Origin of the sequence: Mycoplana azooxidifex, from assembly GCF_014196765.1 — a bacterium.
Taxonomy (GTDB): Bacteria; Pseudomonadota; Alphaproteobacteria; order Rhizobiales; family Rhizobiaceae; genus Mycoplana; species Mycoplana azooxidifex.
In genome coordinates this window covers 434,034-449,016 of sequence record NZ_JACIEE010000004.1, presented here as the reverse complement: position 1 = coordinate 449,016, position 14,983 = coordinate 434,034, and the positions used below count along the sequence as shown (strand labels likewise).

Sequence of the window (14,983 nt, the reverse complement as noted above, 5' to 3'; positions counted from 1 at the left end):
TCCAGTCTTAGCGCGCTGTGAAGGGCGCTGCCGCATCTGCGCCGCGAGGCCCGAGGAGACCGTTTCGGCCGTGCCGGATCAGGAACGGAAAATCCCCGGCATGCGTGCCGGGGATATCCAGAATGCGCGGTGGCGGGAGCCGTGCGTTATTCCGCCTCGTTTGCCGGGGCGGCGTTGAGCTGGCCGTATTTCTCGGCGCCGAGCTTGTCCAGGAGGTCGAGCTGTGTCTCGAGGAAGTCGATATGGCCTTCTTCGTCGGCGAGGAGTTCTTCGAAGAGCTTCATGGAGACATAGTCGCCGGCGTCATGACAGATGTCGCGGGATTTCTTGTAGGCCTTCCGGGCGTCATATTCGCCGGCGAGATCGGCTTCGAGGACTTCCTTGACGTTCTGGCCAATCCGCAGCGGTGCAAGCGTCTGCAGGTTGGGATGGCCTTCGAGGAAGATGATGCGCGCGACCAGCTTGTCGGCATGGTGCATCTCCTCGATGGACTCGGCGCGTTCTTTTTTTGCGAGGAGGGTGTAGCCCCAGTCTTCCAGCAGGCGGTAGTGAACCCAGTATTGATTGACGGCGCCGAGTTCTAGGAAGAGCGCCTCGTTAAGCTGCTCGATTACTTTTTTGTCGCCTTTCAATGTCCGCTCTCCTGTTGTCTTCATGGAACTGTTTGAGGCGGATCATGAAATCAAATATCTCGGCATCCGTCGAGTGGCGCTCGGCGTGATAGCGTTCGGTCGTCCGGATGATGATGTCGACGACATTGGGGAAACAGCCGCAGCAGCGCCCGCGTTTCTCCATCGCATGGTAGACTTTCGCAGGCACGATCAGTTGCCAACGGTCCTGGTCGAGGAACTCGTTGATGACGTCCACGATCTCTTTTTCACTGATGAAGTTACAGCTGCAAACCAGCATTCGTTCTGCCTACCATGCGCAATGCCCTGATTTCCTGCGATTAAGCAAAAGGGGATATTTGCTGTCAAGATAAAACAGGTCAGCCTTGCTGCCGCGCTCTTTATATTGGTTCTAAACCTGACAATTTCTTTCGCCTTTTCAAAAAGTTGCGAGCTCGCGTACCGCCATTTTCAATCCGGCGCACCCTCTCTTGTGGACGATCACTTTTTGTTGCATCGGCGCCTTTTCCACCCCTGGGGACAGAGCTCGGCCAGCAGCCGGGTCCTGTGAAAGACTGGTGTCCAATCCCCGGCCGTCACTGGAAGTTGCGCCCCTTCGGCATGACGTCGGCGTCCCGTCGCAGTTCGGACTGCATGTCCCGCTCTTTACTTGCTTCACGGCCGGCCAGCCGCAATTGCCGCAGCGCCCGTTTCTCGCGTGCCTCCTCGTCGACCGGATGCAGGATCTCGTCGGCCCGGCTCATGGCTGCGAAGCTGCGCAACTCGCTTTTCAGCAGGCCGAGCGCCTGCGTCCAGTCTTCCATGTGTTCGGCCACCACGTGAATGACGCCGCTTTCGCGCTGCAGCCGACCGCGCACCCGGACAAGGCGCGCGCCCATCACCACGCGGCGATATTTCTCCATGGTCTTCTTCCAGATGATGATGTTGGCAATCCCGGTTTCGTCCTCGATCGTCATGAAGACCACGCCCTTGGCGGAACCCGGCTGCTGGCGGACGAGGACAAGCCCTGCCACGGTGACGAAGCTGCCCTTTGGCGCCGTCTCCAGCCCGTCGTTGCGCGTGATGCCCTGGCGGGCGAAATCCGCGCGCATGAACGAAACCGGATGCGCCTTGAGCGACAGCGTCAGGTAGCGATAGTCGTTCAGCACATGTTCGCCCTCCGGCATCGCCGGCAGGAGCACCTGTGGCTCCGGCCGCAGCTCGTCCGTTCCGGCCCGTTCGAACAGCGGCAGCGCCTCCGATCCGCTCGCCTCGTCGAGCGCCTTGACGGCCCAGAGCGCGGTGCGGCGATCGAGGTTCATCGAGCGGAAGGCATCGGCGTCGGCAAGCCGTTCGAGGGCGCTGCGCGAGAGACCGGAGCGGAACCAGAGATCATGCACGGAGCGATAGCCCTCGCCCCGTTTCTCGACGAGGGTCGCCATGTCCTCTTTCCTCAACCCCTTGACGAGCCGGAAGCCGAGCCGGACCGCCTTCTGCGACTTTATCACGTCATGCATCTCGCGATGGCGCGGGGCGATCGCGGCCCGGTCGAAGGTAGTGTCCCCCTCGAGCGTACAGTCCCAATCGGAGTGGTTGGCGTCGACGGCGCGAACGCAGACCCCGTGCTCGCGCGCATCGCGCACGAGCTGGGCGGGGGCATAGAAACCCATCGGCTGCGCATTGAGGATCGCGGCACAGAAGACATCCGGATAATAGGCCTTCAGCCAGGACGAGGCATAGACGAGGAGTGCGAAGGAGGCGGCGTGACTTTCGGGAAAGCCGTATTCGCCGAAGCCCTCGATCTGGCTGAAACAGCGCTCGGCGAATTCGCGCGTGTAGCCCTTGCCGAGCATGCCGCCGACCATCTGCTGGCGGAAATCGCCGACCTGGCCGGTCCGACGGAACGTCGCCATGGCGCGGCGCAGCTTGTCGGCCTGGGCGGGCGAAAAGTCGGCCGCGGTAATGGCGATCTGCATGGCCTGTTCCTGGAAGAGCGGAACGCCGAGCGTCCGCGCCAGCACGGCGCGGATCTCTTCCTTCGGATAGAGCACCTCCTCCTTGCCCTCCCGCCGCTTCAGGTAGGGGTGGACCATGTTGCCCTGGATCGGTCCGGGGCGGACGATCGCCACCTCGATGACGAGATCGTAGAATTCCTTAGGCTTCAGGCGCGGCAGCATGCTCATCTGCGCGCGGCTCTCGATCTGGAAGACGCCCAGCGTGTCGGCGCGGCAGATCATGTCGTAGACCTCGGGCCTGTCGTCGACGTAGATCTTCGCCAGCGTCTTGGGCTCGTCGTAGTGGCTCTTCAGAAACTTGAACGCCTTGGCGATGCAGGTCAGCATGCCGAGCGCCAGCACGTCGACCTTCAGGAGCTTCAGCGTGTCGAGATCGTCCTTGTCCCATTCGACCATGTAGCGGTCGGGCATGGCCGTCGGCATGATCGGAACGACCTCGTCGAGCCGGTCCCTGGTGATGAGGAACCCGCCGACATGCTGGGAGAGGTGCCGCGGAAACTCCAGCAGCCGGCCGGCATAGGACAGCACCTTCTCCGTGGTCGGGTCCTTGGTGTCGAGGCCCGCGGCCTTGACCTGCTCGACCGAGAAGGAAGACCCCCAGCCCCAGATCGAGCCTGAAAGGGCGGACTGCACGTCGTCTGAAAGCCCGAAAGCCTTGGCGACCTCGCGACCGGCGGAGCGGCCGCGATAGCTGATGACGGCTGCGGCCAGCCCCGCATGCTCCTTTCCGTAGGTCTTGTAGATATATTCGATGACCTCCTGCCGGCGCTCGTGTTCGAAATCGACGTCGATATCGGGCGGCTCGTCGCGGTCCTCGGAGAGGAAGCGGTCGAACAGCAGCGTGAACTGGTTCGGATCGACTTCGGTAATGCCCAGGCAGTAGCAGACCGAGGAGTTGGCGGCCGAGCCGCGCCCCTGGCAAAGAATGTCCCGGCTGCGGGCGAACGCGACCAGCTTGTGGACCGTGAGGAAATAGGGCTCGTACTTCTTCCTGCCGATGAGCGCGAGTTCATAGGAAAGCCGTTCCTCCACCTTGCCGGGAATGCCGCCGGGATAGCGCCGCGCGGCGCCTTCCCGCACGAGCCGCAGCAGCGTCTCTGCCGGGGTCGAGCCCTCGTCGGATTCGTCGGGATACTGGTGGCTGAGTTCCTCCAGGTCGAACGCCAGGCCGGAAAAGAAACGCTGCGTATTGGCGATCGCCTCGGGATAGTCGCGCAGCAGCCTCGCCATCTCGGCATGGCCCTTGAGGCAGCGCTCTGCATTGGCCTGGCGCTGGAAGCCGAGCGCGTCGATCGGCTTCTTGCGGCGGATGGCCGTCACCACGTCGGCGAGCGGCCGGCTTTCGGCCACATCGTAAAGCGGATCGTTGCTGGCGATCGTGCGAACGCGGGCCTGTCCCGCCAGCTGTGCGAGCGCGGCGAGGTCGTGCCGGTCGAAGCCGTCGCGGCGCGGCACCAGCGCCAGATAGAGCCTGTCGCCGGCATGCTCCCGCAGACGGGCCAGCAAGCCCTTCAACGGTTCCACCTCGGGCCGGCCGGCGGCCGGCATGACGGCGAGCTGGAGTTCGGCCTGCCATTCCAGGAGGTCGGCCAGGAAAAGGGTGCACTCTCCCTTCCGCGCCCGCAGGTTGCCGGTGCTCAGCAAGCGGCAGAGATGCCCCCAGCCCCGGCGGTTCTTCGGATAGGCGAGGATATCGGGCGTCCCGTCGGCAAAGACGAGACGGGCGCCGGGCCGGAACGAGGCGTACTGCTCGAAACGGGCCTTGTTGTGCGCCCGCACGACGCCTGCCACCGTGTTGCGGTCGGCGATGCCGAGGCCGGCAAGGCCGATCCGCCTGGCGGTTTCCACCATGGTCTCGGCGGAGGCGGCGCCTTCGAGGAAGGAGAAATTGGTGCGCGCGCCGAATTCGTAGAAGGTCGGGGCGGTGCTCATGCGAAGACACCGTGGATGAACCAGCGGGGAAGGGCCGCATCGTCCGCGTAGATCCCCTCGCGGAAAAGCCAGTAGCGGCGGCCGGCATCGTCCTCGACACGGAAGTAGTCGCGGGAGGGGTGGTCCTCGCCATCGATCCACCATTCGGCGGCGATCCGCTCCGGCCCTTCCGTCCGGGTGATCCGGTGAAAGCTGCGGCGCCAGCGGAAGGTCTTCGGGGCATCTTCCGGCACGCCGGCCACGGTCTCGACCGGTTCTGGCGGGGCGAACAGGCGAAGGGGCCGATCGCCCGGATGACGATCTCCGGGCGGCGTGGATGCGGCCCGCCTTTCCGTCGCGGCGTCCCGTTCGCCCTCCCAAAGGTCCAGGACGGAGACAAGGTGTGCCGCGCGCTCCGGCACATGGCTTTCGGGCAGGGTGACGGCGAGCAGGCTTTCCGGGCCGAAGCGGGCCACGACCCGCTCGGCGAAGGCCGAAAGCGAGCGGTTGCCGTCTGCTCCGGCGGAAAAGCCCTCCTGCACCGTTTCGAAAACCTCGCTCCTGAGCACGCACAGGCGCACGATCTCGAAGCCGTAGCCGGCGTCCAGGTCGTCATGCACGGCGGCAAGCCGCTCGCGGAAGACAAGGGCGATGCGGTGGGGATCGCGCAAGGGGGTGGAGGTCGCCGCATGGATACGGAAGACCCGGCCATCGACCCGAAAGAGCAGCAGCGCGAACAGGCGACCACCCTCGCCGCGCCGCTCGAGCCCTTCCTTGAGGGTGCCGGCGAGGTGGGCGGTGAGCGCCAGGATGTCGTCCTCGGAGTGGATAGTGTCGAAAAGCCGGCGCTCGGCCGACAGCATCGGCACCGGCAGGCGCGGCGAGACCGGCTCGTCCTCCAGCCCCAGCGCCTGGTCCAGGCGCAGAAGCGGCAGCGGGCCGAAGCGGCGGGCAAGGGGCGCGCGGGGCAAGGGGAAAAGGTCGCCGACCGTCTTCAACCCGACGCGGCCGAGCGGGCCGACCACGTCTTCGGGCAGGCGCAATGCCGCGACCGGCAGCGGGGCGAGCGTCTCCAGCGCCGCATCGGGATCGATCACGCCGCCATCGCCGAAATGGGCGGTCGCCCAGGACAGGCCGACGGAAGATGAAATCGCCCCGCGGGCCTCGATGCCGAGCGTGAAGAGCGAGGACAGCACGCCGTCGAGCAGCGCCCGTTCGCCGCCATGCAGATGGGTGCAGCCAGTGATGTCGAGATGGAGCCCGTCGTCCCCGTCCAGGGCCACGAGCGGGGTGTAGCGGTCGCACCAGTCGGCAAGCGCCTCGAGGAGGGCTCGGTCCGCCGCAGGGTCTGCGGGAAGGACATCCAGCGACGGGCAGATGGCGCGCGCTTCTGCGACCCCCTGCCCCTTGCGCAGGCCGATCCGCTCGGCCTCCCGGTCGAGGAAGGCGATCTGGACGGCCGTGCCGCTGCGGCCGGCGAAAGCCATGGGCGGATGGTCAGGGCGTCCCCTCGAAAGCCACGACCGCCCCCAGCGCGCTCGCGCCACCCGGTCGGTGGGAAGATAGGGAAACCAGAGGCAGAGGCTCCTGTGTTCGCTGTTCCGGGCGAGGAGCGACGGGGTGGGATTCGAGGCGGGGTTCGAGGCGGCGAAAGCGGCGGTCATCGGGGTTCCACTCCAGGAGTATGCCAAGCGGGTCGGCGATCTTGCTTTTCTCCGGCGTGACGAGAAAAGCGGGGTTGCCGAGGCTGTCGGGAAGCATCGACCCGTCCGGCAGCGGCCGTTCGCCGGCAGGCGCCGGATCGACGCGAAGACGAGAGAGCGCGCTGCTCGCCTCTTCCACGCCCGCCTGGCGCAGCAAAAGCAGAAGCGTGCCGTTCGCCCTGGCGCGCAGCTGCAGGCGGCGGCTTTCCGTCAGGCCGAAGCAGTCGGGATTGCCGCGGATCTCCAGGATCACGGCCGAAAAGGCGGAAACGCCGAGCGCCGTCTCGGCGATCCAGAGTGCATCTTGAACCGTCCGCGGCCGGGCGAGAAGAAAACGTGCCGGATCGAGGCCGTGCTTCCTCAGTCCCGGCGCATAGGGCGTTCCGGCCTCCGAAAGCGCCAGGGCTTGGCCGATCCAGAGGGTCGCCCCGGTGCCTTCCTGCTCCTGCCGCATCGCGGCCAGGGCAAGCGAAAATCCGCTCGCAGCCCCCATGTCCCGGGTCTGGGGGTTACGAATCTCGACAAGACCCCGGTCCGGAAGGCCGCCCTCGAACACGGTATCCAGACCGTCTGTTTCGCCGGCACGGTGCGCGCTCGGATCGTCGCCAGGCGGCTGGGACGGTGACGGCGACTGGGGCTGAGACTGGGGCGCATCCCACTGCCAGCGCTGCTTGCGCGGGACGAGGCCCGGCCCGTCGGCGTTCTCTATGCGCGCGATGGTTTCGCGCAGCGCAAAAAGCTGCTCGCGCGCCAAGGCAGGCGTTGCCATGACGTTCATTCCTTTATTTGTTCCTGTTATGTTCTTATGGATTCCAGAACGGGAGAAAAGAGTCAACGGCAATTTGAGCCGGAGCGATCACATCTGGCCCTATCTTCGCGGCAGAAAAGATCGGAATATGCAGGCCATTGAAATAAAAGGAAAAGCAGGAAAGGACGAAGACGTCCGTCGCCGGCTGCCTTCGCCTGTCCGCATCCGCGTTTCCGCTCGGGCATTTCTCCCCGCGCCGCTGCTGCGGCGGCGGCGATGCCAGGTAGGGTTCGTCCTTAGGCCCCGGTGCGGGATGAAACGTCGGTACGCAAGGCGTCGAGCCCGGTCGCCGCCCGATAGATCTGCCGGACCGTGTCGGCGAACAGCCGGATATCGGGCCTGAGACAACCGGCGGCCCGGCCAAGGACATGCAGGCCGGAAACAGCCGTGCCCCATCGAATCAGTCTTCCATCGTCTTCCACGTGCATGGCCGGTCCCTGCTCGGGCAGCAGGCCGTCTGCCGGCCGGGCTATGTCCTCCCTGCAGTCGATCAACCGTCCGGGCATGACCTCCGCCCTCCGGCTGCCCTTGCGCCTGACGAGGACGCCGTCCGCCACCTCGCCGATGACGCGGGCGTCCACCAGCTCGGTCGCAGGATTGCGTAGGTCGCGCAGGAGCCTGCCGTGCAGTTCCGGTGCGATCCTCTCGGAGCGGATACGATGCAAGGCGCGCAGATGGCGCCAGTAGCGCTTGCGCGCTTCGAGCGGAAGCGCGCGCCAGAAGGCGGGCCATTGGCAGTTCAGGCCATCGGTCACCGCCTGCCAGGTGCCGCCGGCCTCGACGTTGCGGGCGCTGTCGGCGCGCAGATGGCGCAGCGTCTCGGCAAGGCCCGTCGCTGCCGACATTGCCGGCGTCAGCGGATCGACGAGCCTGGCTGCGTGCGGCTCGGGGAGGCGGCCGCCCTCCGAGAGGATACGGATCCGGCCCGAATGGCCGCTTGCCCGCAGATGCAGCAGGATGGCTGCCATGCGGGGGCCGTCTCCCGCCACGAGAAGAGGCGTGTCGGCCTTGCGCTGCCTGCTCCAGAGAAGCTGTTCGGCTGTGCGCCAGGAGGCGGATTCGCCTCCTTGCCTGCCATGTCCGGTCGAAAGGAAAACCTGGTCGAAAGCCATTTCGCTTCCGTCGTCGAGCGCCAGGCAAAGGCGGCCCCCGGAAGCCGGCCGAAGGGCCGTGACGGCAGCGGAGACGGTCTGGACCGTCGTGTCGCGGCGGGCGGCAAACGCCTCGCCGAAACGGGCCGTCAGATAGTCGCGAAAGACCGAGCGCGGCACATAGACGTTTTCGAAGCCGCGAAGTGCCAGAACGGAGCCGCGCCCGCTGCTCAGGCCGGCCTTCAGCCAGTCGACGAAATCCAGCGGCCGGTCGGCAAGCGCAGATAGCTGGCCCGCCCGCTCGCTCATCAGCGCCTGCCCGGCGGGGCCGTTGCCGAAGCTCTGGGGAAAGTCGGCCACGTCTATCATCCACAGGTGGAACGGCCGGCGCAGGCGGCGCAACAGGGCGATCGCCGTCGTCATTCCGGCCGGGCCGCGCCCGACGATGGCAATGTGCGGGTGGCCGTCGGTCGGCTGCATCGAAGGGTTTACCCTGACAGCGTTGCGAGAAGACATGTCGCGTTCTCTCCCTTGTTTGCGCATCCCTCCGGTGTTGGCCGGAAACGGCCGGCCCGGCATTCGGGGCGGGGCCTCAGGGGCGCAGGGACGAGATCATAACGCAGTTTTCTATAAAATCTATAGAATATAATTTTGTACTGCGGGAAACCCTTCCGGCGAGGATAGCGCCGGGGCCGCGGGAAGCCGGTTGCCTGCCGCAGGCAGCCACAACGGCAAGCCCGCGCGGCACGGTTCCTGCCATTTCAACCTGTGGGGATCAATTCATCGGAGTCTGCGGCCGCATCGCTCTTCGATCCGGCGCCGATCCGGATTGCCGGATCGTGGATGCCGCGTCAGAGACGCGACGGGGAAGGCGAGCGTCGCTCGCTCGCACGCCAGACATGGGCCTGACTGAATGCCGGCCCGTGATGGCCGGTACGCCCGATCCGCCGGGGCGGGCGCCGCCCCGTCAATAGAAGACGTGGATCGGCCAGGCAGGCGGCTGGCGCGACGACTTCGGTTGCCGTGCCTGTGAAACGGGTTTCAGGAAATCCAGGAGCCCCTTGCGCTCGGCCTTCCGGTCCGTGACGGATGGTCCTTCTCCCGATTCGCCGGCACTCGCTTCGGCCGGATGCGGAGAGAAATAACCAAGCGTCATTCCACCCATATAGAACATGCGCCAACTCCTGATCGTTCCCGGTCGTTAACGGCCGTGAAGGGATCATGGCGGAAACAAGGCGATTGTCAATAGTCTATAGAATTGGTGATCTATGGGGTCGCCGGCGCAGCGGCCGTCATGCGCCCCTGCGAGACATGCCTAGCCCGCAACCTTCCGCTCTTCGATCTCGTCGTCGACGAGGCTTGCTGCGCCGGGGGCTGCGACGAACTGCTCCAGCGTCATCGTGTCGAGAATCGCGGCGATCGCGTCGCGGACATCGGTCATCGCTCGGCGAACCTGGCAGGCCTGCGGATCGGCACAATCGTCACAGGCCTCGTAGGCGGTGCGGCTGGCGCAGCGGATCGGCGCCAGGGGCCCGTCAAGCACGCGGATGGCGTGGCCGATCCTGATCGCGGACGCGGGATGCGACAGCGCATAGCCGCCGCCGGGGCCCTTCTTGGAGCGCAGCATGCCGGCGTTGCGCAGTTCGAGCAGGATCGTGTCGAGGAACTTCTTGGGGATGTTGTTGCGGAGCGCGATCTCGCTGACGAAGGCCGTCTCCCCGGGCGCCAGCCGCGCCAGATCGACTAAGGCCTTCAACCCGTACTTACCCTTCTTCGTCAGCATGTCTTTCTGCTTTCCAGATGCAAAATGTTCTCCGGGCGGATAGCGCATGAAGCGCGCCCCCGCTTGCGAGAAACTGCCCGTCTATCCCGGGAATCGAATGCGTGTCAGCCATACGAATGATTCAGACGCATTTTAGGCACGCAAGTCCTAAAAACATATAAAAAAGATATAATTTGCCGGCACAATCCGTGAACTGGTCACATGCCTGTGCGCACGGCCCTGAACGAGCGTGACTGCGTCAAGCGAATCAGGCCGTGCCGGCGTTTTCCTGCAGGCTGCGGGCCTCCTGCCGGCGCTGCAGTTCCGCCTGTACCTCGTCCTGGAAGTCGAGGACCTGCAGGCGCATCTCGGCATCGTCGCAGCCGAGCGAAAGCAGCTCTTCGGCGAGCTTGCGGCATTCGGAACGCCAGTAAACCAGCGCCGGCTCGCCGTGCAGGGCTTCCAGCTCGGCGGCGCAACGGCGCACCACCCTCGTCCGCCTTGCGATCGGAAACGGGATCGGAGCCGTGCTCGTCGTCGGGCGGGCGGTTGCGGATGCGGCGCTCATGAATGCTGTCCCCTCGTATGCGGTCGGTCCTGCATACCGGGCGCATGGTTAACGTCAGGTTTCCGCTTCGTTATTCCGTTTCACCGCGCGACATCCGTGATCGCGGGGCTCGTCGCGCCGCTGTCCTTGACGGCCTGCATGACCACGAAGGTCGAGGTGTTGGCGACGTTCGGCAGGCTGGAGATCTTCTCCCCCAGTACCTCGCGATACCTTCGGATGTCGGACGTGCGCACCTTCAGGAGATAGTCGAAGGAGCCCGCGATCATGTGGCACTCCTCCACTTCTTGAATGCGGCGCACAGCGCTGTTGAAGGCCTCCAGCGCCTTCTCGCGCGTATCCGACAGCTTGACCTCGGCAAAGGCGATATGGTCGAGGCCGAGCTTGCGCAGGTTGATCTCGGCGTGGAAGCCGAGGATGAAGCCCTCGTCGATCAGCCGCTTCAGCCGCGCCTGGCACGGCGTCTTTGACAATCCCACCCGCTTGGACAACTCTGTCACGGAGATCCGTCCGTCCTGGCTGAGCACGTCGAGGATGCGAATGTCGAATTGGTCCAAATCGTCGATGGTTTGCGCCTTCGCCATCCATATTTCCTTAAAAACGGGTTCCAAACAGATTGATCGGACTAATCTGTCGGAAAATCAAGTCAACATGAATTTCGCATCGATGCTACCATCTCTTCGCTGCGAGAGGGCGCGCCGGAGATGACCGGCGAAGCGGCGCGGCCCGGCCGGGCGACCGGTTGAATTGCCCCATCATCCGAGAGCGCGCCACCATGACCAAGACCTCCTCCTCCCCGGAAATCACCATTCCCGCCGGCCGCCCCTTTGCCGATTTCGCCCCGCCGATCCGTCCGCAAGGCCCGCTCCGCCAGGCGATCACGGCCGCTTATCGCCGGCCCGAGGCGGAATGCCTGCAGCCACTTCTCGAGGCGGCGGCGGTCCCGGCGGCGCAGCGCGCTTCCATCGCTGCCACCGCCCGCGGGCTGATCACCGCGCTGCGCGCAAAGCACAAGGGCACCGGCGTCGAGGGGCTGGTGCACGAGTATTCGCTGTCGAGCCAGGAAGGCGTGGCGCTGATGTGCCTGGCGGAGGCGCTGCTGCGCATTCCCGACACGGCGACCCGCGATGCGCTCATCCGCGACAAGATCGCCGACGGAGACTGGAAGTCGCATATCGGCGGCGGTCGCTCGCTGTTCGTCAACGCCGCGACCTGGGGCCTCGTCGTTACCGGCAAGCTCACCGGCACCGTCAACGACCGCAGCCTTTCGGCAGCACTTACCCGGCTGATCGCCCGCTGTGGCGAGCCGGTGATCCGCCGCGGCGTCGACATGGCCATGCGCATGATGGGCGAGCAATTCGTGACCGGGGAAACGATCGACGAGGCGCTCAACCGCTCGCGGGCGCTGGAGCAGAAGGGTTTTCGCTATTCCTACGACATGCTGGGCGAGGCAGCGACGACGGCGGCCGATGCGCAGCGCTACTACCGCGACTACGAGAACGCCATCCATGCCATCGGCAAGGCCTCTGCCGGCCGCGGCATCTATGAAGGCCCCGGCATCTCCATCAAGCTTTCCGCCCTGCATCCACGCTATTCGCGGGCGCAGGCCGGGCGCGTCATGGGCGAACTCCTGCCGAAGGTGAAGGCGCTGGCGCTGCTTTCCAAGACATACGACATTGGCCTCAACATCGATGCGGAGGAGGCCGACCGGCTGGAGCTTTCGCTGGACCTTCTGGAAAGTCTCTGCACCGATCCCGATCTTGCCGGCTGGAACGGCATGGGCTTCGTCGTCCAGGCCTATGGCAAGCGCTGCCCGTTCGTGCTCGATTTCGTCATCGACCTTGCTCGCCGCTCGGGCCGGCGCATCATGGTGCGCCTCGTCAAGGGGGCCTATTGGGACGCCGAGATCAAGCGCGCCCAGGTGGACGGGCTTGCCGAATTCCCCGTCTACACCCGCAAGATCCATACCGACGTCTCCTACATCGCCTGCGCGCGCAAGCTGCTCGCCGCAACCGACGCGGTCTTCCCGCAGTTCGCCACCCACAATGCCCAAACGCTGGCTGCGATCTATCATCTTGCCGGCCCGGGCTTCTCGATCGGCCAGTACGAGTTCCAGTGCCTGCACGGCATGGGCGAGCCGCTCTATGACGAGGTGGTCGGCCGCGGCAACCTCGACCGTCCCTGCCGCATCTACGCCCCCGTCGGCACGCACGAGACACTGCTTGCCTATCTCGTCCGCCGCCTGCTGGAGAACGGCGCGAACTCCTCCTTCGTCAATCGCATTGCCGATCCGGCCGTCTCCATCGACGAACTGATCGCCGATCCCGTCGAGGTGGTCCGCTCGATGGCGGTCGTCGGCGCCCGCCACGACCAGATCGCGCTGCCGGCCGATCTCTACGGCGCGCGGCCGAACTCCGCGGGCCTCGACCTCTCCGATGAGACCACGCTTGCCGCGCTCTGCGATGCGCTGGAAGCCAGTGCCGCCATCGCCTGGAAGGCCGAGCCGCAGCTTGCGACCGGTGCGAGCGGCGGCGTGACCCGCGAGGTCCTCAACCCGGGTGACCATCGCGATGTGGTCGGCACGGTCACCGAGGCGTCCGAGGAGACCGCACGGCAGGCCGCGACGCTGGCCGCTGCCGCCGCCCCGCGCTGGGCCGCCGTGCCGCCGGCCGAGCGCTCGGCCTGCCTCGTGCGCGCCGCCGATGCCATGCAGGAGCGCATGCCGACCCTGCTCGGCCTGATCGTGCGCGAGGCCGGCAAGTCGCTGCCGAACGCCATTGCAGAGGTGCGCGAGGCGATCGATTTCCTGCGCTACTATGCCGAACAGGCCCGCCGCACGCTCGGTCCGGCCCATGCGCCGCTCGGCCCGGTCGTCTGCATCAGCCCGTGGAACTTCCCGCTGGCGATCTTCACCGGCCAGATCGCCGCAGCGCTCGTCACCGGCAACCCGGTGCTGGCAAAGCCCGCAGAAGAAACGCCGCTGATCGCCGCCGAAGGGGTCCGCCTGCTGCATCAGGCCGGCATTCCTGCCGAAGCGCTGCAGTTCCTGCCGGGAGACGGCTGCGTCGGCGCCGCCCTCGTTGCCGCACCGGAGACGGCCGGCGTCATGTTCACCGGCTCCACCGAGGTCGCCCGCCTGATCCAGGCCCAGCTCGCCGGATGGCTTTCGGCCGACGGCAGACCGATCCCGCTTATCGCCGAGACCGGCGGCCAGAACGCGATGATCGTCGATTCGTCGGCGCTTGCCGAGCAGGTGGTCTTCGACGTGATCGCCTCGGCCTTCGACAGCGCCGGCCAGCGCTGCTCCGCGCTGCGCGTGCTTTGCCTGCAGGAGGACATTGCCGAACGCACGCTCGGCATGCTCAAGGGCGCCCTGCACGAATTGAAGATCGGCCGCACAGACAAGCTCTCCGTCGATATCGGGCCGGTCATCACCGCCGAGGCCAAGGGCATCATCGAGGGGCATGTCGAGGGCATGCGCAAAAAGGGCCGCAAGGTCGAGCAGATCGCCCTCGAGGCGGCAACGGGCGAGGGCACTTTCGTGCCGCCGACGATCGTCGAACTCGACAGCCTCTCGGAGCTCAAGCGCGAAGTCTTCGGTCCTGTGCTGCACGTGATCCGCTTCAAGCGCGACGATCTCGACCGGCTGATCGACGACATCAACGCCACCGGCTACGGCCTCACCTTCGGCCTGCATACGCGCCTCGACGAGACGATCGCGCATGTGACGAGCCGGGTGAGGGCGGGCAACCTCTACGTCAACCGCAACATCATCGGTGCCGTCGTCGGCGTGCAGCCCTTCGGCGGGCGCGGACTCTCCGGCACCGGGCCGAAGGCCGGCGGCCCGCTCTATCTCGGCCGCCTTGTCAAGGTCGCGCCGATCCCGCCGCAGCACAGCTCGGTGCATACCGATCCGGTGTTGACGGATTTCGCCAAGTGGCTCGGCCAACGCGGCATGAACGCGCAGGCGCAGGCCGCCCGCGATACCGGCGGCGCCTCTGCCCTCGGCCTCGACATCGAGCTGCCCGGCCCGGTCGGCGAGCGCAATCTCTACGCGCTTCATCCGCGCGGGCAGGTGCTGCTGGTACCAACGACCGAAGGCGGCCTCTACAGCCAGATCGTGGCCGTCCTTGCCACCGGCAATCGCGCCGTGATCGATGCGGCGTGCGGCCTGCAATCCTCGCTCAAGGACCTGCCGGCGAGCGTCGCAGCCCGGATCGCCTGGTCGAACGACTGGGCAAAGAGCGGTCCCTTTGCCGGCGCGCTCGTCGAGGGCGATGGCGAACAGATCCGCGCGGCCAATGAAAGGATCGCCGCCCTGCCCGGTCCGCTGGTGTTGGTCCAGGCCACATCGAGCGAGGCGATCGCGGCCACAGGTGCGGATGCCTATTGCCTGAGCTGGCTCTTGGAAGAGGTCTCGACCTCGATCAACACCACCGCCGCCGGCGGCAATGCCAGCCTGATGTCAATCGGCTGAGAGGTTCGGCAACCGTGGCGGCTACCGGCTCCAGCCGGTTGCC

Annotated in this window: 11 protein-coding genes; 1 reads left to right on the top strand and 10 read right to left on the bottom strand. The window is 66.0% G+C overall.

Features of this window, described 5'->3' with window-relative positions; translation table 11 throughout:
• Nucleotides 1-146: 146 nt before the first annotated feature.
• From bfr to GGQ64_RS11245, 10 genes are all read right to left on the bottom strand, one after another.
• Nucleotides 147-632 carry a bacterioferritin gene (gene bfr / locus GGQ64_RS11285; protein ID WP_183803848.1) on the bottom strand — a complete coding sequence of 162 codons (486 nt, stop codon included), beginning with the start codon at nt 630-632 and terminating at the stop codon, nt 147-149.
• Entirely contained in the window at nt 598-909 is a 312-nt protein-coding gene (locus GGQ64_RS11280) for a (2Fe-2S)-binding protein (protein WP_183803845.1), read from the bottom strand. The genes bfr and GGQ64_RS11280 overlap by 35 nt, the downstream gene beginning before the upstream one ends.
• Nucleotides 910-1,204: 295 nt before the next feature.
• Nucleotides 1,205-4,555 (bottom strand): error-prone DNA polymerase, encoded by a 3,351-nt coding sequence (locus tag GGQ64_RS11275; RefSeq protein WP_183803842.1) that lies wholly within the window; start codon nt 4,553-4,555, stop codon nt 1,205-1,207.
• The gene (locus GGQ64_RS11270; protein ID WP_343059458.1) at nt 4,552-6,021 is read right to left on the bottom strand and encodes a Y-family DNA polymerase; all 1,470 of its coding nucleotides are present in this window, start codon (nt 6,019-6,021) and stop codon (nt 4,552-4,554) included. Before GGQ64_RS11270 ends, GGQ64_RS11275 begins: the two co-directional genes overlap by 4 nt.
• Before the next feature lie 10 nt (nt 6,022-6,031).
• Nucleotides 6,032-7,006, bottom strand: a complete 975-nt coding sequence (locus GGQ64_RS28195; RefSeq protein ID WP_343059457.1) for an ImuA family protein — start codon at nt 7,004-7,006, stop codon at nt 6,032-6,034.
• Between the two features lie 275 nt (nt 7,007-7,281).
• Nucleotides 7,282-8,652 (bottom strand): FAD/NAD(P)-binding protein, encoded by a 1,371-nt coding sequence (locus GGQ64_RS11265; protein ID WP_183803836.1) that lies wholly within the window; start codon nt 8,650-8,652, stop codon nt 7,282-7,284.
• Nucleotides 8,653-9,103: 451 nt separating this feature from the next.
• Entirely contained in the window at nt 9,104-9,310 is a 207-nt protein-coding gene (locus tag GGQ64_RS11260) for a hypothetical protein (RefSeq protein WP_183803833.1), read from the bottom strand.
• Between the two features lie 141 nt (nt 9,311-9,451).
• On the bottom strand, nt 9,452-9,919 hold the full coding sequence (locus GGQ64_RS11255; RefSeq protein WP_183803830.1) for an RrF2 family transcriptional regulator: 468 nt from the start codon (nt 9,917-9,919) through the stop codon (nt 9,452-9,454).
• Between the two features lie 247 nt (nt 9,920-10,166).
• A complete protein-coding gene (locus tag GGQ64_RS11250) occupies nt 10,167-10,466 on the bottom strand; it encodes a DUF6074 family protein (protein ID WP_210300224.1) in 300 nt (99 codons plus the stop codon).
• 80 nt (nt 10,467-10,546) lie between these two features.
• Nucleotides 10,547-11,047, bottom strand: a complete 501-nt coding sequence (locus tag GGQ64_RS11245; protein WP_183803826.1) for an Lrp/AsnC family transcriptional regulator — start codon at nt 11,045-11,047, stop codon at nt 10,547-10,549.
• 191 nt (nt 11,048-11,238) lie between these two features.
• Here GGQ64_RS11245 and putA point away from each other — a divergent pair, with 191 nt between their 5' ends.
• Nucleotides 11,239-14,940, top strand: coding sequence for a trifunctional transcriptional regulator/proline dehydrogenase/L-glutamate gamma-semialdehyde dehydrogenase (putA, locus tag GGQ64_RS11240; RefSeq protein WP_183803823.1), 3,702 nt, complete (start codon nt 11,239-11,241; stop codon nt 14,938-14,940).
• Nucleotides 14,941-14,983 lie beyond the last annotated feature (43 nt).